This is a genomic window from Pseudanabaena sp. PCC 7367, from assembly GCF_000317065.1.
In the GTDB taxonomy this organism is placed as follows: Bacteria; Cyanobacteriota; Cyanobacteriia; order Pseudanabaenales; family Pseudanabaenaceae; genus Thalassoporum; species Thalassoporum mexicanum.
Genome location: NC_019701.1, coordinates 4,235,636 through 4,255,262 on the forward strand (window position 1 = coordinate 4,235,636; position 19,627 = coordinate 4,255,262).

General features: G+C 46.9%; 13 protein-coding genes. 7 read left to right on the forward strand and 6 right to left on the reverse strand.

The window, feature by feature from the left end:
* Positions 1 to 205: 205 nt before the first annotated feature.
* The 3 genes from PSE7367_RS17000 (at position 206) to PSE7367_RS21280 (ending at position 5,463) form a co-directional block, all read left to right on the forward strand.
* Positions 206 to 985: a family 2 glycosyl transferase gene (locus PSE7367_RS17000; protein ID WP_156800423.1), complete on the forward strand. Its 780-nt coding sequence runs from the start codon at positions 206 to 208 to the stop codon at positions 983 to 985.
* 142 nt (positions 986 to 1,127) lie between these two features.
* Positions 1,128 to 2,507, forward strand: coding sequence for a hypothetical protein (locus tag PSE7367_RS17005; RefSeq protein WP_015166579.1), 1,380 nt, complete (start codon positions 1,128 to 1,130; stop codon positions 2,505 to 2,507).
* A 1,366-nt stretch (positions 2,508 to 3,873) separates the two neighbouring features.
* Positions 3,874 to 5,463 (forward strand): response regulator, encoded by a 1,590-nt coding sequence (locus PSE7367_RS21280; protein ID WP_015166580.1) that lies wholly within the window; start codon positions 3,874 to 3,876, stop codon positions 5,461 to 5,463.
* An 83-nt stretch (positions 5,464 to 5,546) separates the two neighbouring features.
* Here the strand turns inward: PSE7367_RS21280 and PSE7367_RS17015 are convergent, their stop codons facing one another.
* The 3 genes from PSE7367_RS17015 to PSE7367_RS17025 form a co-directional block, all read right to left on the reverse strand.
* Positions 5,547 to 6,158 carry a tetratricopeptide repeat protein gene (locus PSE7367_RS17015; RefSeq protein ID WP_015166581.1) on the reverse strand — a complete coding sequence of 204 codons (612 nt, stop codon included), beginning with the start codon at positions 6,156 to 6,158 and terminating at the stop codon, positions 5,547 to 5,549.
* Between the two features lie 195 nt (positions 6,159 to 6,353).
* Positions 6,354 to 6,857: a Dabb family protein gene (locus PSE7367_RS21620; RefSeq protein WP_015166582.1), complete on the reverse strand. Its 504-nt coding sequence runs from the start codon at positions 6,855 to 6,857 to the stop codon at positions 6,354 to 6,356.
* A 7-nt stretch (positions 6,858 to 6,864) separates the two neighbouring features.
* On the reverse strand, positions 6,865 to 7,389 hold the full coding sequence (locus tag PSE7367_RS17025; RefSeq protein WP_015166583.1) for an AAA family ATPase: 525 nt from the start codon (positions 7,387 to 7,389) through the stop codon (positions 6,865 to 6,867).
* 75 nt (positions 7,390 to 7,464) lie between these two features.
* Between PSE7367_RS17025 and PSE7367_RS17030 the strand changes: the two genes are divergently transcribed.
* Positions 7,465 to 7,935 carry a glutathione peroxidase gene (locus PSE7367_RS17030; protein ID WP_015166584.1) on the forward strand — a complete coding sequence of 157 codons (471 nt, stop codon included), beginning with the start codon at positions 7,465 to 7,467 and terminating at the stop codon, positions 7,933 to 7,935.
* A 44-nt stretch (positions 7,936 to 7,979) separates the two neighbouring features.
* Here PSE7367_RS17030 and PSE7367_RS17035 read toward each other — a convergent pair whose 3' ends face one another.
* A complete protein-coding gene (locus tag PSE7367_RS17035; protein WP_015166585.1) occupies positions 7,980 to 8,600 on the reverse strand; it encodes a hypothetical protein in 621 nt (206 codons plus the stop codon).
* 326 nt (positions 8,601 to 8,926) lie between these two features.
* Between PSE7367_RS17035 and PSE7367_RS17040 the strand changes: the two genes are divergently transcribed.
* Both PSE7367_RS17040 and PSE7367_RS17045 read left to right on the forward strand, forming a co-directional pair.
* The gene (locus tag PSE7367_RS17040; protein ID WP_015166586.1) at positions 8,927 to 11,647 is read left to right on the forward strand and encodes a DEAD/DEAH box helicase; all 2,721 of its coding nucleotides are present in this window, start codon (positions 8,927 to 8,929) and stop codon (positions 11,645 to 11,647) included.
* 670 nt (positions 11,648 to 12,317) lie between these two features.
* Positions 12,318 to 15,470 carry a family 10 glycosylhydrolase gene (locus tag PSE7367_RS17045; protein WP_015166587.1) on the forward strand — a complete coding sequence of 1,051 codons (3,153 nt, stop codon included), beginning with the start codon at positions 12,318 to 12,320 and terminating at the stop codon, positions 15,468 to 15,470.
* A gap of 6 nt (positions 15,471 to 15,476) precedes the next feature.
* Here PSE7367_RS17045 and crtD read toward each other — a convergent pair whose 3' ends face one another.
* Together crtD and sds are read right to left on the reverse strand one after the other, a co-directional pair.
* A complete protein-coding gene (crtD, locus tag PSE7367_RS17050) occupies positions 15,477 to 16,976 on the reverse strand; it encodes a C-3',4' desaturase CrtD (protein WP_015166588.1) in 1,500 nt (499 codons plus the stop codon).
* Positions 16,977 to 16,980: 4 nt separating this feature from the next.
* Positions 16,981 to 17,964 (reverse strand): solanesyl diphosphate synthase, encoded by a 984-nt coding sequence (gene sds, locus PSE7367_RS17055; protein ID WP_015166589.1) that lies wholly within the window; start codon positions 17,962 to 17,964, stop codon positions 16,981 to 16,983.
* Positions 17,965 to 18,658: 694 nt separating this feature from the next.
* Here sds and PSE7367_RS17060 point away from each other — a divergent pair.
* Positions 18,659 to 19,498, forward strand: coding sequence for a response regulator transcription factor (locus PSE7367_RS17060; protein WP_413773414.1), 840 nt, complete (start codon positions 18,659 to 18,661; stop codon positions 19,496 to 19,498).
* The last annotated feature ends 129 nt before the right edge of the window (positions 19,499 to 19,627 follow it).

Sequence of the window (19,627 nt, forward strand, 5' to 3'; positions counted from 1 at the left end):
TGTACTTAATTAGTTGTAAATAGAAACGAGCCAACCCCAAAAATATAACTTTTCAAAAGTCTGATATTGACACCGAAGAATATTGACACGGAAGAATAGCGATATTGACCATTGTGTGAGCATTTAGGCAAGAATTTGAGCATTCAGGTAAAGAGTCTAATGCATTGCCAAAATATTCAGAATCACTAAATCAACAACAACTTTAATGGTGGGATGGAAAATGCTTGGCAAAGAACAGGGCGATCGGCAAGATGTGACTGCCATCATCACGGCGATGACCGATGGTGAAAAGCCATTTTTACGGGATGCAACGGCTGCGGTACTTGCAGATCCTTGCATTGGCCAGGTAATTATTTGTGTAGCAGAACAGAATAATTGGCTAGACTCCAGTCTTGGTGACCTTGCCCATGATCCGCGCCTGGAAATATTAAAGATGCCATTGATGCCACCGGGGATGGTTCGCAATCGGGCGATCGATCAGGTAAAACATGCCTGGATCGCATTTTGTGATGGGGATGATATCTGGTGTGAGGGTAAAACTGCCATTCAACTAGACTATGCGATCGAAACAGGCAGCGATTTAGTCGGGGCAGATCATTATCTAACTGATGAACATGGCAAAATCCTGGCATTTGCCCTGGGCAGATTTATTTCCATGCCATCATCCTGGCTTGTCCGCACTGAAGTAATGCAAGAGCACCGCTTTAATGGCTCCCTGAAAACTGGTTCAGATGGTGAATGGTGGTGTCGGACTGATGGTGCTATTCGTAAATCAAGATGCCCGCAAATGCTCCTGAAATATCGAGTGCGACTAGGAAGCGTTAGTTCGGTTACTCCGTCTAAGCGCAGAAAGGCTCAGATTGTTTATTGGGCAAGTATGCCAGTTTTTAACCTGGCGGTGCTTTCGATTAGCTGGGGGTTGTGGCAATTAACTCGCCAGAAAAAATATCTGTGGCATAAAAGCTGGGGTAGCCAATCGTCATAATTAGCAATCTAATCGGTAGCTATACTTGTGAAATATTTAAGTGAAATGTTTAAGTGAAATGGTTGCGTAGAGTCAACCAGCATTATTTCTTGCCACAAAGTTGACTAATTGACCGATCGCTACTAGTTACACAGCGCTGCTCATGCATAACTACCAGCCAGAGATTCGCAAAAAATCATCAACTTTCATCAAGATTTCTACCCTGATCTTGATTGCGATCGCCTCTGTGCTGTTTCCACGCATGTTAGAAATATTAGGCGCACCCTCACCGATTAACTTTGTCCACTTTGCGATCGTGCCTGGTGTTTGTGGTTTGGCTATATTCACCACCCGCACCAGGAACCGCCACCAATTGTCGATCGCCACTGAATTAATATTTGGCCTTTGGTTATTATTAACAGTCAGCTTTGCTAGTGCCTGGTGGAATGGGGCAGGGGCAATCAATGCAATTCTGGGCTTCTTGCTCCTGGCCGAGCCAATCATTTTATTGCTGGCGATCGTTGCTGCCCTGCTGCCGGTCAAGAGTTTGGCACGTTTAAATAACTGGCTAAATGGGTTTGTTTTCTTTCATCTGGGGCTGGTTTATATCCAAAAATTTGTCCTTAACTATTGTGATAAGAAAGGCCTGTGCGATAACGTACAAGGCATCCTTTATCACTCTGGTTCTGGCCATGTGGTAGGAGCCTCGATTTCGGCAACCTTTGCCGTCTGCTACTTTTTTAGTGCGAAGCAACAACCGCTCTGGTGGCGATCGCTGGCTCTGATCGCTGGGTTGGGGCATATCATTGCCGCTGATGCCAAACAGGTGGCTTTGGTCTTCCTCTTCTCGCTGGTGATCCTGGCGGTGGTCAATTTAGAAGATCTAACCAAAGCAGTTTTTTATATGCTTGGCTCAGTTGTGGTGATCGCATTGTTCTATTGGGCAGTGAATAACTTAGATGCATTCTCTGCCTTCAATGCCTGGAATCGCCCGGAGCTGTATGGCGCTGATGGTGAGGCCACCAAGCTTAAATTTTCGGGAATCAGGATTGCCTTGACCTATTTTGAATCCCCCGTTAACTGGCTGTTGGGGCTTGGTCCTGGCCATACGATCGGTCGTCTGGGGGGGTGGATGATTCGGGATTATCGATCGTTGCTGGCTCCGTTTGGCGTGACCAATGCACCACCCGGTGAACCGATCGCCATTAGCTATCATGTCTGGGTCTTTGTTTCAAATAGCTGGCTGGCCGAAGGTAGTAGTGCTTTTTCGCCTTTCTTTGGCTGGGCTGGCATTTGGGGCGATTTTGGCTTCCTTGGCCTCTTTGCCTATCTTTATCTGGGCTCGATCGTATGGCGACGGCTATGCACAAGTAATCTAGATAAGTTCTTCTTGATTAATATTTTTCTGTTTGGGTTTATTTTCACACAGCTAGAGGAACCGGCCTATATGCTCTATGTGGCAAGTTTAATTGGGATTCGCTGGCAAGACTCCAATCGCCAACCCCAGCAAACAGATCCAACTAACTCATTAAAACCGATCTAATCTAATTTGATCGCTGGTGCTTAATCATCTCTATTATTACTCTTTCGTGCTGTTTCAATTGAGATGTTGTGCAAGTTATGACTTAAACACCTCGATCCTGTGGGTATCTATGCCAAAGAAGTTCCTTGAAAATGTACTAGCAATCAGCCTCACTCAGTATGGTTGCAAGCGTTGATCTTGTTCCTATTACTTTGCTATTAAGGCGATCTAGTAGAACTCATTTAAGCATACTGAAGATATTGATAGATGAGATAATTGATTTTTAAATGAAAAAGTATTAAAATCTAAGAGTAAATAAATCTAGATATTGTTTATGATTAATAGTTTAAATTATTAACCTAATTGTATTTAAGTGAGTTATTTTAATCGTTTTCGTGGATTTACCAGCCAATTATGATTAAATCTACCCGATCGCTGTTATTAGTTACGCTTTGCTAGCCAAGATTTCGAGGATTTTGATTGCGTATGTTCGACTGAACTTGATATGACATGCCCCTGGTAATAACTAATTGATCCGTTAATACTTGCTAGGACTGCGATCTAACGCAATCGAAGTAGTGACCTACATCAATATTTGCCTGGCGATCGGATGGTAACTTGATAGTACAAACTGGCAAATGGTTATGAACTAGGCTCGTGGGTATTTCCCTTGGGATCGGGCGGCACAATGCTTTTTCTAGATTATACCAACGCGTTTATGGCAACACTCTGACTAAGGTTGGTAGCTAAATTTATCAGCCAAGTGATTGCAATCATTAAGTTGAATCATTAGGTTAATGGATACAGCCATGGCGTAAATGCGTAATCATTACATTTCACAATATTGCTTGCCTTTTGCTCCTGGACTGGCAAAATATGAGATTCGTTTGGCTAATTTAGCTGAGGAAACAAGCTGATTATTTTTATCTCTCACAAGGCTAGAGTTCTTTTCCGATTAGAAATCACTAAATTGAAATCGCTAAATTAGGGATACCTGCGTTTCTATTTAGTATTAAGTTTAAGCAGAACTTAAGCCTGGATTGATTAATCTAGAAACATTGCCGAGAGTTTAGGGTAAGCTGAACTACCACCAGTGCCAACTAAATTGGGGACAAAACTGGCGATCGAACTTATGAAGTCAGTCAAATTAGTAGCGATCGCCTCGATTGGCAGGACTGGCTAAACACATACAAATAACTGCAATTAAACATAATTAAAGACAGAATGGCTAAGGTTTGGTCACTGTCAAACCCTTGCAATACAAACAATATTCAAATGATATACAAATAATCCCAAAACCTCAAGAAACGTCAGCTTAACGATCATCATATGTGTAGCCGCTCAGGCTAGATCGACAAGTTATAAATAAGAGAAGACGATTCGCACTATGAGAATCCTACTAGTAGAGGACGATGAGACAGTCTCTGCATTCCTGAATGGGGTGCTAACCCAGGAGAATTATGCTGTAGATATTGCCACAAATGCTAATTCCGGGTGGAGATTCGTAGAAAGCCATGATTACAAACTAGTTTTAATCGATTTGACCCTGTCCGATTTTAATGGCATCGATTTTTGCAGCAACCTACGCCGCAGAGGTCTTTCGATTCCGATTATCCTGCTGGCAAATCCAGATAATTTCGATCGCACCGTAGCGGCTGGATTAGACGCAGGAGCCGACGATTGCATCAATAAATCATTTAATTTAAAATCACTGCTGGCCAGGATTCGAGCCTTACTGCGTCGAGCCGAACAGCCATTACCACCAGTATTAGAACTAAGCGGCATCGGGCTTAACCCCAGTAGCCGAGAAGTTAGTTATGATGGTCAACTGCTCAACCTGACCCAAAAAGAATATGGCTTGTTGAAGCTTTTTATGTCCGATAGCAAGAGGGTCTTTAGCCGCAGTACTATTTTGGATCAGCTCTGGAATTTAGAAGATCCACCGGACGAAAGCACGATTAAGTCTCATGTGAAGAGCTTGCGCCAAAAGCTGAAGGCAGCCGGAGCCCCCAAGGATTTAATTAAAACTGTATATGGTGTGGGCTATCGGTTTAAGCCTATTTCCATTGGCAGCGGACAGGCCAGCAAGTCGCCGCCCCTGCGTAGTTTTGAAGAGAATCAAGCCAAGGTGATGGCGGTGGATGATGATAGCTATCAGCTAGAGCTAATCCAAAAGACACTCAAGCCATTGGGGATCGAGCTTACAACCTTAAAAAACCCTTCCCTATTCCTAGAGCGCTTGGAAGAATTCCAACCCGATCTATTGCTCTTAGATATGGAGAGCCCTAAACAAAGCGGCGTGGAGTTATATCAGGCGGTTCGATCGGAGCCGCGCTGGCAATCGCTCAAAGTGATTTACCTGCTTGACACCAATGATGCGGTTACCTTGCAAAAGGTCTTTGAAACCGGAGCCCATGACTTTGTGCATAAGCCGATCGAAGAACGCAAGCTGGCTAACTGTGTGATTAATCACCTGGAACGATCGCGCACTCTGTCTAACCTGCCTAGTCTCAATCAACCAGCTAGGCCGACTGAAGCAAAGGAATCGATCAAGCTACTCCAAAAGCTCTTTTTGCTAGCTCAGCGGCAAAAACAACCCCTATGTATTTCGATCGTAGAAATAACAAATTTCCAGCAAATTCGGAGTGAATATGGCTTTGATGCCGAAGATATGGTGATTCAGAAAATAGGTAAACAGCTCAAGGGTATGTTTCGAGGCTCTGATGTGGTGGACTACGCTGGCAATGGTGAGTTTTGGGTAGGCATGTATGACATGCAGCAAGATGGTGGTAACAAGCGGATGCAACATGTAGCAGCTCGGTTATTGCGGACTAGATATACTACTGAAGCAGGAGCAGAAATCAAAGTGAATTTAAACACGCGATCGGCTGCTTATCCTGAAGATGGCAACGATCTGCAAACCTTGCTTGACTCGATTCGAGCTGGATTTAAAGTATCTATGGCTGTTATTAACTAAATCTTGCTTCTAATTATTTAAGCATTATTATTTAAGCATTATTTAAAGGTGCTTTAAATCGATCGCCCTCGTGTTAGCTGACTCTAGCTAAGTAAAGCCTGGAATCTTTGATCTTGCCGAATGGATTCAAAACTAGGGTGATTTTGAGCTAGATAAGTATATCTTCTGGGTTCAAGGGCGATCGCCTTTTTGAGGTTGGTGATCACAGAATCTAGCTCCGCGAGCGCCGCATAGATGCAGGCTTTGCTAAAGTGGGGGCTGGCATATTTTGGATTCAGTTCAATCGCCTTGTCCCAACTAGCGATCGCGCCATTGTAGTGACCTAAATTACCCATCGCACTACCGCGATTGTAGTAGGCTTCAGCAAAATCTGGCACAATCTCGATCGCTTTGTCCCAACTTTTGATCGCTTCTTCATACCGACCCAAATTACCCAGGGCAATCCCCCGGTTATACCAGGCGGGGTAAAGTTCTGGATCAATGGCGATCGCTTTGTCGTAGCTGATGATCGCTTCTTCATATTGCCCTAGATCATTGAGCGCCATACCTCGATCGCTCCAGGCTGCGGCAAAATCGGACTTTAGCTTAATTGCTTTCTCAAATGAGGCGATCGCCATCTCATATTGGCCAATTTTACTTGCACCGATCCCCTGCTGGAAATAGGCCTCCGCCGAAAAATCTGGTTGTTGCGCCATCCTAGCTACCCTATTGTTTAGATAATTTACTTACATATTAATTGCTTTTGGACTTTATAAGTAAATATGATTAGCGATAGTATTCTAAAACAATCTAATTATGTTTGGTTCGTCTGTCTATTGAACTAACTTAGCAAAGCAGCTCAAGGCCAGCATTCATGGACATAAGTGTATGGCTCAATGCTACCTCGATCGCTACAGGCCAAAGAAATCCAATACCTCGATCTTTTGCCACTTTGGTGCGCTGCGATTTCTAAATTCGATGTGCTGCGGATGGGGGCCAAATACATCAATATCTGATTCCTGGCTCATCCTCAGGTATAACGCCATATCATAGTCACCAATGTGAATTGGTAGATTATCCCTAGCCTTCAACCCCACTTCCACATTAACTACCCCAGGAATCTGGCCTAACAATGCATAGGCATCGGTGGTGATTTGCTCAATGTCCGCCTCAGTTGCGGTGGGCTTCAACTCAATTAGCACAATATGGTGAACCGAAAGTTCGGCTTTGGGCTCGGTTTTGAGTTCGGTTGCTGGTTTAGTCTGGTGGGCATCGGCAATCTGCTGGTTATTAGCTAATCCTAATGGCACATAATTATTAGCAATATTAGTAACATTAGTCGCCTGCCCCCTCAAACCAGGTAGCATCAACCCCAGGGCACAGGCCATCCCGATCCCGATCGCATTTTTTGGCATTTTCACCTCATTCAATCCAGTCCTGATTCTCACTCTCTTCGACCACCTCATGCACTTCATAGCGACACATCAGGCGGCTAAACCCCTCTTCTAGCTTGGGTGGATTTTTTTGTAAGCAATTATGCATATGCTTAATTACATCCTCTTGTACCTGGCGATCGCGTTTACGATTGCGAGCTAGACATGCCCATAGTGGTACTTGCAACCATAGCCCCGTCACGGGTGAAAAATTAAACTCCTGTGCCAACTCAATTACATCATGGCGGTATTTACGTCGATAATTTGTGGCATCATATATTAAGAATTGTTGCGATGTGGCCGCCTGGGCAAACTCACAACGTACTTGTGACCAGATTTTACTCCAGTCACCTTGGGCATTGGCAGAACCATAAAACTTCTTTCTAATTCGATCTGGCGAAACCAGGGCTGGAGCGCTCAATCTGTCAAGTCCTTGCGGTGATTGCAGCAGTGCTTTTGCCAAGGTTGATTTTCCACTTCCAGGTATGCCAATTAGCACAATTACGGTAGACATTTAGATGCTTAACTAACAGGGCTAGAACTACAATAATTTATTTTCGTCAGTAAACCTTAATAAAACATACAAGTAATGCCAACCTTACATACTTTCAAAGCTACCAACATTAACGGTCAAGAAGTTGACTTGTCTCAATATTCTGGCAAAGTCTGCCTGGTTGTGAATGTTGCTTCTCGCTGTGGTTATACCCCCCAATACAAGGGATTAGAAGCGCTCTATCAAAAATATAAAGATCGTGGCTTGATGATCTTGGGTTTCCCTAGCAATGACTTTGGTGCCCAGGAGCCAGGTAGCGAAGTGGATATTCACAGTTTTTGCAGTAAAAATTATGGCATAACTTTTGACATGTTCAGCAAAGTCAAAGTGAAGGGAGCTGACAAGGTGGATGTTTATCAATATCTAACTGATGCCACTGGCAATCAGGTGCAGTGGAACTTTAACAAGTTTTTGATCGATCAGGATGGCAATGTCGCCAAATACTATCCTTCTAGCACCGCTCCCGATAGTGCTGAGTTGATCAAAGACATCGAAAGCTTGCTATAGAAATAATAGCGATCGCGTCGGGGTTGAACTTAATAACGTTTAATTTAATAGCACCGATCGCGGAGCCAGGTTCTTACCGCATCAGCGATCGCACCATCACTGACATCATGGGGCGGGGCATTACCAATTCGGGTATAGGCCATGGCCAAGCGCCAGCCCTTGCTAGTTTCGGTCATAAATAACCAGTAGGCTTGCTCAGTGGTGTCAGTTTTGCCAGCTTGCCGCGTAGTCAGGGTAATAAATATTTGCTCTACGCCTGTTTCGACCGCAATTTGTTCAGGCGATCGCGTTAGTTCAATCTGATTTACGCCATCGCGTGATCCCGCCGCCAGGGGTAAGGGGGTTAGCTCCGGATTGCCCACCAATTGCACCTGAGTTTTGAACCCCAAGCGGGTATAGGTGCGGGTTAAGTAACCATAGAGATCTTGCGTTAACTGATCAGACAATGCCTGGGTGTTGGGGGGGCAACTGTGGCGAGTGCGGTAGGCGATCGCCCCTGGATAGCGAATTGGCGGGATGGAATTAGCTGAATTGATCGTAATTGCTGGATCAATTGAAGGGGTAGCAACTTTTGCATTAGCTGGCGATCGCTCTAGTAGCAGGATCGTAGCCAACAGCCAGATGCTAAGCTTAAGAGCCTTCCCAGCCAGATCAAGGCAGGGCATATGTGTTGATTGAAGAATTTGTCTAGTTTCTCCCCACCACGATGGAGCAATTTTGATCATAAGTACGATCGGCAATTAGCTGGCTTACACTAGATTGACAGTATCATAGAAGCTTAGGCATTTTTATGCTGTGTGGATCGATCGCCTTAGTTAGTTTTTATTTCTTGTTTATCAAGGTATTTAAGAATTTAAGTATTGGCCGAGATTAATCAATCTAGTTTTTGCTCAATCCATTATTCAGGATTAACCGACTCTAGATTAATTGAATTAATTAGCACATCAGCAATCGTCCCCGCCCAAGAGCCCAAATCAAGTAACTAAACTTTGTGATTTCCCTAGACCTGAACCAGTTATTTCCGTTTGAGTTAGATCAATTCCAACTAGAGGCGATCGCTGCCCTGGAGGCAGGTAAGTCAGTGGTAGTGGCTGCCCCAACTGGTTCTGGTAAAACCTTGATCGGCGAATATGTAATCTATCAGGCATTGGCAACCAAGCGCCAGGTATTTTATACCACCCCGCTGAAGGCTCTTTCTAATCAAAAGTTGCGCGATTTCCGCGAGCAATTTGGTGCTGATAATGTGGGGCTCCTGACTGGCGATGTTTCGATCAATCGCCACGCGCCTGTGTTGGTGATGACGACCGAGATTTTTCGGAATATGCTCTATGGCATCAATGTCAGCGATCCGGTGGCAATGGCTGTAAATGATGCGATCGAGGCTGAAGGCGCTGAAAGCATAAGCCCACCAGAACCAGCGGTTAATCTCAAAGATGCTTTGGCCAATTTGGCAGCGGTGGTGTTGGATGAATGCCACTACATGAACGATCGCCAGCGGGGCACAGTCTGGGAAGAATCGATTATCTATTGTCCGCCCTCGATCCAACTGGTTGCCCTTTCGGCCACGATCGCCAACAGTGCCCAGCTCACCGATTGGATCAATCAGGTACATGGCCCCACTGCCCTGATTTCATCGGACTATCGCCCGGTGCCGCTGCAATTCCATTTTTGTAATAACAAAGGCTTAGCGCCGCTGCTAGATCAAAAACGGCAAAAGCTGAATCCCAAGTTAAAGGGCGATCGGAATCGGCGCAGCCAGCAATTTCGCGGTCGCGGCAGACGCAACGAACCAAGCCTGGGTTTTGTGGTCTCGCAATTGGCGCAACGGCAGATGTTGCCAGCAATCTATTTTATTTTTAGTCGGCGCGGTTGCGATCTAGCCGTAACCGAAATGGACAAGGTGCCACTGGTCAATGCCGATGAAGCAGCCCGATTAAAAGAGCAGATTGATGCTTTTTTGAGTGCTAATCCAGATGCCGGTCGCGCTGGTCAGGTGCAGGCTTTATACAAGGGGATCGCTGCCCACCACGCCGGAATTTTGCCCGCCTGGAAGGGATTGGTCGAAGAATTATTCCAGCAAGGCTTGATCAAGGTGGTATTTGCCACTGAAACGCTGGCGGCGGGAATTAATATGCCAGCTAGAACTACAGTAATTTCTAGCCTATCGAAGCGAACTGATAACGGACATCGCCTGCTCAATGCCTCTGAGTTCTTGCAAATGGCGGGGCGAGCGGGGCGGCGCGGCATGGATCGGGTTGGCTATGTGGTGACGGTGCAGACCCGGTTTGAAGGTGCTAAGGATGCGGCTTTCCTGGCGACCGCTGATGCTGATCCACTGATGAGCCACTTTACGCCCAGCTATGGCATGGTGCTGAACCTGCTGCAAACCCACACCCTGGAGAAAGCGCAGGAGTTAATCGAACGCAGTTTTAGTAGATACCTATCTGATATTGTGCTAGCGCCTCAGGAGCAAGTATTAGCAGACAAAGAAACCCGGATTGCCAAGCTAGAGCAGGAATTGGCCGGGGTAGATATCAGCTTGCTAAAGGATTATGAAAAGTTGCGCGATCGCCTGCGGGAAGCCAAGCGCCTTCGCAAAATCCTGATCCAGCAAGCAGAAGAACAAAGATTGAGTGAACTGGCTACCTATTTGCCCTATGTGTTGTCGGGGACGATCGCCAGGGTGAAAATCAGCAAAAAAGTGACTATGGCAGCGGTGATCGTGGCTAAGGTGCCAGGCGCGGGACAGTTCCCCTGGTACATTTGCCTAACCGAGGACAATCGCTTTTTAGTTGCCAGCTATAAAGATATTGTGCTGGTGGGCGAGCCGATCGCTGAAACCGATGCCACTCTAGCTGCGATTGAAATTCCACCGGAATTAATTGTTAAGCCTGGTCAAACCCTGAAGGGAGATGAAAAGAGCCTGGCGATCGCCCATTTAATTCCCAATCTAGAAATGCCCGAATATCCACCAGAGGTGCTGCAGCAACAGGCAGCAGTATTGGCGATCGAAGCCAGGTTAAATGAGCACCCTGCCAATCAATATGGCGATGTGGGTAGCATTAGCAAAAAATTGCGCAAATCCGATGAACTCAACCGCGAGCTGGAGTTTCAACGCAATGTGCTCAATCAGCGTAGACGGAAACAGTGGGATGAGTTTATGGCGCTGGTGGAAATTTTACGCAGTTTTGATTATCTCGAAAACCTGAAACCAACTGCCGCAGGACAGGCAGCAGCAGCATTACGCGGTGATAACGAGCTTTGGCTGGCATTGGCGATGCGATCGGGGGAACTAGATGAACTCGACCCCCATCATTTGGCCACTGTTTGCGCCGCATTGGTGACGGAGAATAGTCGATCGGATACTTGGGTAAACTTAGGCATATCCCCCACCGTTGAGGAGGCACTAACTGAGTTACATGATATTCGTAGACAATTATTCCGGATGCAGCGCAAGCAGATGGTGGCGATCCCAATTTGGCTGGACTATGACCTGGTGGGGTTAATTGAACAATGGGCATTGGGAATGGAATGGACAGAATTATGTAGCCATACCAGCCTGGATGAGGGCGATGTGGTCAGGATTGCCAGACGCACCCTGGATCTGCTGTCCCAAATCCCCCATGTGCCGTTTTTGCCCAATTCGCTTAAACAAAGTGCCAAACAAGCTGCCCAACTTATCGATCGCTTTCCCATAAGTGAAGTAATCTAGTAAAGGGCAATTTAATGACAGCCGACCATAATTTATCCTGTAATTCATCCCGTAATTCATAAATAGGGGGATTTTGAGTAAGTTAAGCTGGCAAGTTGAGATTGTAGCGCTTAAGGATTTAAGAATCTCAGCGATCGAACAGTTAGGCTCAGTGAACTCAGCAACAACTTAGCAAACTAAGAGGCAAATTTCGATCGGGTGGTAATTGAGCATTATGCTGGCTAGCAAGGTTAAGTAAAAAATTTGTAACTATTCGGTTGTTTGGCTCTTTCCTGGATTTGCACACTGGTGTTTAGTGGATAATTAGGAGAATTAAGATTGAGATTTAATTTGGGGTGGAACGAGATCGTTTTACTTGGCAGCCTAGTATCGGCAATTGCTAGGAAATTGGGCAAATTGGGCAGCTAAAGTGCAATAGCCAAGCTATGTATGGGAACTATGTAATTAATCTAAGTAATTAATCTAAGTAATTAATCTAACTAGGGACTGATTAACCTAGAACACGATCGCCTTGAGTATTCATTAGTATTTAGAATATTTAACATTTAGAATATTTAGGCGCATCAAGATGATGGGGATGTCTGTGTGGGTGGCGATGAAAAGCTATGAAAGAAATAGAGTTACTAACTTCTAAAAATTAATCGCACAGAAATATAAGGGGTTGTTTTGTATGTCACGCAGGTATGAGGCTCAGAGTAGTAAGAATAGTAATATGGCAAAACTGGTGTTAGCGGTATTAATTGCCTGTACACCTGCATTAATAGTTAACGAAGCGGCGATCGGCCAGACAAATAAAACAACCAGCCCAGCTAAGACAACAGATTCAACAGATTCAGTTTTAAAACCCAACTCAGGGCAGTTTTTTCAGCAGCAACCCGATGTTCAAGTACCTGCCAAACCAGTAATCACCCAGCCCAGTAGCCGCTTGGCCGTCGTGCGCAATGGTCAATCCAGTTGGGGTGAAATTGTCGAAACCCTGGATGGGGTCAAATACACCACGATCGCCCTGGACAACCTCAGTGCAGCCAGTTTGGAAAATGTGGATGTGCTGTTTTTGCCCAACCTGAATGCCATGACCACAGCACAAGTCAAAGTGCTCAATGATTGGATTAATGCTGGTGGTTATGTAATTGCGACAGGCACGATCGGTAGTGCGGCGCAGCCCGAAGCCAGAATGAATTTGCGATCGCTGATTGGTGGCTATTGGAGTAGTGATCTAAGTAAGTCCAGCCATGTTTTGCCCCGCACCAGCCCTGAATATTACTGGGCGCAACAGGTGCCAGAAATTAGTAGCCAAAAAATCAACACCGGCGGTGTGCTCAGCCCCACCCTCACCACAACTAGAACGGTGGCATTCTGGCCAGACAATCGCATTGCGGCACTGCAAACTAACCATAGTTTGTACTTAGGTTGGCAATGGGGGAATGCTCAAGATCGCCAGGAATACGATCGGATGTGGTTGCTGTCGGCCCTAAGCAATCAGCATAATCAATATAATCAGCAAAATCAGGTGGCAAGTAGCGATCGCCCTGAATCTGCTCTCACCTCGGCAAATCCACTTAGTCCAACCCCTGAAACCGAAACTAGGACAGAAAATACTCCCACCAGGAAGCAGGCGATCAGCAATCCCACTAACGTTCCAGTTAATCCGACAGACAGTACATCAACCCGATCGACTAGCTCAAGTTCTACTGCTGCAAATCCAGTTACGAATAACCCCACTGCCAGCACCCGGACTAGCAGCGATCGGTCTAGATCTAGTCAGGCGCAAATCAATAACCGCGCTAGCAGAGCAGCAAATCCTACGACCCGAAAATCAGCCACCAGCCCAGCCACTCCCCCCAGCCGCAGCCCTAATGAACCCGTTAATCGGCCAAGTCCTACACCGACCGTAACTACTGCTAAGCCTACCGATCGGAGCCGCACCAGACATCCCCTATCTACACGACCTAGCCCCAATCTGAGCAATCGCAATCGCCCAGCCCAACCCACTGCACCAGTTGCCAGAGTAATCGAACCACCAGCGCCATCAGTGCCCGTATTGCCAGTGAATACGCTGGAAGCGATCTCAATGCGCCGCGAACTCAAAGAGATCATGGGCAGGGTTGAAAATGCGATCATCAGTGCGGAAATTGCCAAGGGCAGCAAGGGTGATATAGACACCAGCAAAATCCGTGAAATTGCTGCCGCCGATGAGTTGCTCAAGGAAATGTCCAGTTTGGTGCAGTCTGGGAAGCATACCGAGGTGCGATCGCGCTATCGTCAGGTGCGTCAGGATTTGTTGTCTGGCTATCCCGATGGCTTCTTTACGCCACTTTCGGAAGTACGGGCAATCTGGCTCGATCGCGGTACGATCGTAGCGGCTGGCTCGGAACAGGGACTAGCTCAAGTATTCGATCGGATGGCCGAAGCAGGCGTAAATACTGTCTTTGTGGAAACGATCAATGCTGGCTATCCCATCTATCCCAGTGGCATTGCGCCGCAGCAAAACCCCCTCACCAGAGGTTGGGACCCGCTAGCAGCATCAGTTAAGCTCGCCCATGAGCGAAATATGGAACTCCATGCCTGGGTGTGGGTGTTTGGGGTGGGGAATAAGCGCCATAATCCCCTGGTGGGTAAGCCCGTTAGCTATCCGGGACCAGTGCTGGAAGTCTATCCCCAATGGGCAAACAAGAACAGTCGCGGTGGCATTTTTGCACCGGAGGGTAAAACTTTCCTCGATCCAGCTAATCCCCAGGTGCAGAACTATCTAGTGAGCCTATACCGTGAGATCGCTACCCGCTACGACGTAGACGGTTTGCATCTGGATTATATTCGTCAACCCCGCCAAGACCCTGGCCATAACTTTGGCTATGGCACCGTGGCAAGGCAAAAATTCCAGGCGCTCACTGGCGTTGATCCAGTCAGCATTAATCAAAACAATCGCTCTTTGTGGTGGATGTGGACTGAGTTCCGTACCCAGCAGGTGAGCCAGTTTGTGAATCTGGTATCGACGGAAATGGATCAGGTCAGGCCAGAAATTGTGATCTCGGCGGCGGTTTTCCCCTTCGAGCGAGTGCAGCGAATTAGTAGGTTGCAGCAAAACTGGGAAGACTGGGTAGCCAGGGGTGATATTGATTTGCTGGTGCCCATGACCTATGAGCAGGACACGACCCGCTTTTTGCAACAACGGGTGCAACCGGCGCTGTCTGGTGTGGCGCGATCGCCAGTGCTGTTTTTGCCTGGGGTCATGATTAAGGGACTGGATGATATTGAATTGCTCGATCAATTACAAGCAGTGCGAGATTTGCCTTCCGGTGGCTATTCGCTATTTGCGGCAGAATATCTAAGCCCTAGTTTTCGTACCATCCTGGCCCGCTCCAAGGCCACTGCTGAAAATCAAATTGTGCCCTATCGTAAGCCCTTTGCGGCGGCTGAATCCCGTTATGCCGCCCTGGAACAAGAGTGGCAATCGCTTTTGGCTAGCGATCGGCTATGGGTGCGGGGTGAAAGCCTGACCAATTGGCAGGAGCAATCCGAGCAGCTATCCCAGGCTCTGGCTGAGCTATCGGCGCAACCCAGCGCAGAACGTCTGGATGTGGCAATGGAGGCGTTGGATGTAATGATTGTGAATATGCCCGATTGGATGCGCTTAGAAAACCTGCGTAAGCCTTATTTGGTAAATACCTGGGCTAATCGGCTGGCATCGATCGATACGATTTTGCGCTATGGCGATCGCACCTATTTTAATAAAATGCAGGTGACTGATCATCAAGCTGAACCTACCAATCGAGGGGTTGATCTATCCAAGGCTGAACCAGCAATTGTTGAAGCGGAGCTATAGCTAGTTTCATTCATGATGCTGAATTTGCCTTACTGCCGTCAAAGCCGAATAACTCACCCCCGCCGTGCCTTCGCCAGGATGGGTGCAATCGCCCACTAGCCAGATATTTTTGACTGGGGTGCGATTGGCAAATCCAAATGGCCCAAAGGTGGATACGCGCATGCCAATGCCACCGACCATGCCGCGATCGCGGGCGGTGAAGTCAGCAAAGGTGCGTGGTGTGGCTGCTTCAGTGTGAATGATGGTGTCTTCCAGGTTGAAAAACTGACCTAGCTGGGCGATCGCCCGATTGGTATATTTTTGCTTTTGGGCTTGATATTGGGCTTCGTCTTTTACACCTTCCCCCCACCAGTGATCCGCTGGTACAAATTCAGAGGCAATGATTGTGGCTTTCCCATCGGGGGCGCGACCATCACCGGGCTGGCTGACAGATACAAACAGCGATCGCTGACTCTCATAATCAGCCAAGAACTGGAGATGGGGCGGACAGTTAGGTGGAATCGCACTGCGATCGACCCCTAGATAAACCACAAACGCCATTGAGGCCGTGGGTAGGTTCTCAACTCGCTTTGCATAGCCGCCTGGGGCACGAGTACCCAGCAGCTTCACTAAATTATGCACGGTCACATTGGCCACCACATGATCGGCCGGTTGCCACCAGGTTTCGCCAGTACGCTGATTCTGGATTTGCACCTGGGGTGGATCTTTGGGTTCGATCGCCGTAACCATATGCTGCATGTGTAACTTGCCGCGATCGCGTTCCAGGGATGCCACCAAGCGATCGGCCAACACCTGCATACTGCCCTTGAGATGAAACAATCCCAGTGGTTCCTGGGTAATGCTTAAGGTGGTGGCAGCATATAGTAAAGCAGTTTCCTCGGCGCTGACCTGGGAATAAAGCTTGAGTTGCAAGTCCAAAAAAGTACGCAAACGGCGATCGTCGGCTAGACCAAAACCACGCAAAGCATCGCCAACGGTTGCAAAGGTAAAAGGAGCCGTGCCGATCGTATCTAATCGCACTGCCCTGAGCAGTTGCCACAGATCCCAAATGCTACGGGGGGGCAGAATTGGACGGCGAGATTGGAAAGCCCAACTCCGCTCATATAAATCCTCTAAAAACCGCCAGAATGGTTCACTACCAGGAAATTGCTGTTGCCGTTCTCGTTGCCATTTTTGGCGATCGCGCCACATATTAATAGGTTGCTTTTCCCCCGGCAAGAATACCGCACAACCGGGATCGCAATAAGTAGCGGCCGGAATCTCGATCCCCAATTCAGTGAAAATCTGGTGATGGATGCCACCGGGTTCCAGCCCCGCCACCTGGGTTGCACCCACATCAAATGTAAATCCGCGCCGTTTAAACGTAGATGCACAACCACCGGGTACTAGCGCCTGATCGAATACTTCGACCGCATAGCCCCGTTTGGCCAGCAGCGCAGCGGCCGTTAGTCCACCAATGCCGCCACCAATTACTATTACTCGCTTGCAATTACTTTTACTAGTCAAAATTCTAATAGAGACGCTTGAGCTGGAAATCGGTTAAATCAAGCAAACATTGCTTATGCTCAGAAGCTGGCAACCAATCCAATACCTCGATCGCCATCTTGGCATGGGCTTTGGCTAAATCCCTGGCTCGCTGAATGCCGTCGCTATTTTTAACCATAGCGATCGCCTGCTCAATGTCTCCATCTTCCTTAAATTCCCGCTCAATCAAGCACCCTAACTGGGGTTGTTCTTCCAGGGCAAATAACGCCGGCGCAGTCAGGTTACCCTGCTTAAGGTCAGAGCCAGCCGGTTTACCCAGGGTTTCGGATGAACTGGTGAAGTCTAAAATGTCATCGACGATCTGGAAGGCAATGCCAAAATGCTTACCAAAGCTATAGAGTTGCTCGGTTTGGAAGCTCGGCACCCCGCTTAATACCCCCGCTGCCTTGGAACTACCTGCCATCAGTGAAGCCGTCTTATAAAAACTTTTTTCTAAGTAATCTTCCAGACTGAGGCTGGCATCAAATAAAGTCATGCTCTGGCGAATTTCACCTTCCGCAAAATCCTTAATTACCTTGGAGAGTAGCTTCACCACTTCCAGATTATCGAGATTGGCCAGATACCAGGAAGCCTGAGCAAATAGAAAGTCTCCCGCCAGGATCGCCACCCGATTGCCAAACCGACTATTAACCGTGAGAATTCCTCTTCTTAGTTCGGCGGTGTCGATTACATCATCATGCACCAGACTGGCAGTGTGAATCATTTCGGTGATTTCGGCCAAGCGACGATGCCGATCGCTAAGATCATGTCCAGTCATGGTGGCACGGGCAACCAATAACACGATCGCTGGACGCAAGCCCTTACCCTTGCCTTCAAACAAATGCTCAGCAGCAGCGTAAAGAATCGGATGCCTGGCTCCAACTAAATTCTTTAGGTTTTGAGTCAGGATACCGAGATCTGCTTTAACAGGAGCAAAAAGATCGGCAACCGGGGGCGTGGGTAGGCTCATGGGCAATAAACCAAATTATTTATATATCTTTATTTTACATATCTTCATACATTGTAAGAGAATCTTGAGTCGGATTAGTTGACCTAAGGTAGTAAATCAATGGTAAATCATCGGTTAGACTAACTTTTAACGTGAGCAGCCACATCACGATCGCACTTAGTCAAGGCTATTTTCAGATTGAGGCGATCGATCAAATTACGCTCAGCTAGAAAAATTCCTGGTAGTGCTGAACAAGTAAGGATCTAAGAGATAGTTGAATATCCATAACCCAAATAAGCTAAGCTCCGAATTTTAAATCGATTGCCAATTATCCTTACTACTGCATGACTACCAAATTCCTCTGGTCAAACTAAAACCAGCCTTCAGGTTGAAGCCTAAGAGTACGAACTTTTGTTAGAATCACTTGCCTGAGGGAATAAAGGCATAGCAAACAGCTATGTAGCCATACTTAACTTAGGTCGATCGCACCAGCAGAAGGTTTAGTTTGCCCTGATTTGGATCCTATTGCCCTGAATTACCGCGCGATCGCCCGCATTAAGGCTTTTATGTTGCTGTAAAAATGGCTAGAGGACTGGCAACTTTACATTAAGTGTTATACATTAACAACATAGTAGATAAATTTATTAAAATTTAATCTTCTGTGCGATCGAAACTCACAGCATACCTTTGTAATATTAAAGAGTTCTGAATAATGATGCCTCGGATCCTCATCATTGACGATGATCCCAAAATTTCTGAATTAGTTACCCTTAATCTTGAACTTGCTGGCTATCAAGTCATTCAAGCAAGTGATGGCATAAAAGGGCAGGCTTTGGCGATCCAAATTCAGCCTGATATGGTTATTCTTGATTTGATGCTACCGCGAGTAGATGGTTTTACCGTCTGTCAACGTTTGCGTCGGGATGAACGTACCGCTGATATCCCCGTTTTGATGCTGACTGCGATGGGGCAGACCCAGGACAAGGTAGAAGGGTTTAGTGCTGGTGCTGATGATTACCTAACCAAACCATTTGAGCTAGAAGAGATGCTGGCCAGGGTGCGAGCACTGCTGCGGCGCACAAATAGGATTCCCCAAGCCGCTAAACATAGTGAAATTCTCAATTATGGTGCACTTACGCTAGTGCCAGAGCGGTTTGAAGCGATCTGGTTCAACAACACGGTCAAGCTAACTCATCTGGAATTTGAGTTATTGCATTGCTTGTTGCAGCGACATGGCCAGACGGTTTCCCCTAGTGAAATCCTCAAGGAAGTGTGGGGCTACGAACCAGATGACGATATCGAGACGATCCGGGTGCATATTCGTCACCTGCGTACTAAGTTAGAACCAGACCCACGTCACCCCAAGTATATTAAGACCGTCTATGGAGCTGGCTATTGTTTGGAGTTGCCAAATGCAACGGAATTAGAACCAGAAACCGACGATGCGGAGCCAGCAATCCCTGCTAATGGCAATGGTAAAGCTCATTCTAATGAGACGATCGCTCCTGCTCCTGTGGATCAAGAAAAACCAACTAATCCTCAAGCCTCAGCCTAGTAGCCTAAGTTGCTGCGATCGGCCAAGCTTTGGCTTTGCTTGATGGTGAGATGGAATAGATTAAGCGTAGGTAGTTAAGTATAGTTATAGTTTATAAAATTCTATTACTACCCCCTAACCATCCGTGCG

Coding starts and splice junctions, on each gene's coding strand:
- PSE7367_RS17035 (WP_015166585.1), bottom strand. CDS start 8,600: ATGCCCTGCCTTGATCTGGCTGGGAAGGCTCTTAAGCTTAGCATCTGG.
- PSE7367_RS17030 (WP_015166584.1), top strand. CDS start 7,465: ATGCCAACCTTACATACTTTCAAAGCTACCAACATTAACGGTCAAGAA.
- PSE7367_RS17015 (WP_015166581.1), bottom strand. CDS start 6,158: ATGGCGCAACAACCAGATTTTTCGGCGGAGGCCTATTTCCAGCAGGGG.
- sds (WP_015166589.1), bottom strand. CDS start 17,964: ATGAGCCTACCCACGCCCCCGGTTGCCGATCTTTTTGCTCCTGTTAAA.
- PSE7367_RS17060 (WP_413773414.1), top strand. CDS start 18,659: ATGCCTCGGATCCTCATCATTGACGATGATCCCAAAATTTCTGAATTA.
- PSE7367_RS17005 (WP_015166579.1), top strand. CDS start 1,128: ATGCATAACTACCAGCCAGAGATTCGCAAAAAATCATCAACTTTCATC.
- PSE7367_RS17045 (WP_015166587.1), top strand. CDS start 12,318: ATGTCACGCAGGTATGAGGCTCAGAGTAGTAAGAATAGTAATATGGCA.
- PSE7367_RS21620 (WP_015166582.1), bottom strand. CDS start 6,857: ATGCCAAAAAATGCGATCGGGATCGGGATGGCCTGTGCCCTGGGGTTG.
- PSE7367_RS21280 (WP_015166580.1), top strand. CDS start 3,874: ATGAGAATCCTACTAGTAGAGGACGATGAGACAGTCTCTGCATTCCTG.
- PSE7367_RS17025 (WP_015166583.1), bottom strand. CDS start 7,389: ATGTCTACCGTAATTGTGCTAATTGGCATACCTGGAAGTGGAAAATCA.
- PSE7367_RS17000 (WP_156800423.1), top strand. CDS start 206: ATGGTGGGATGGAAAATGCTTGGCAAAGAACAGGGCGATCGGCAAGAT.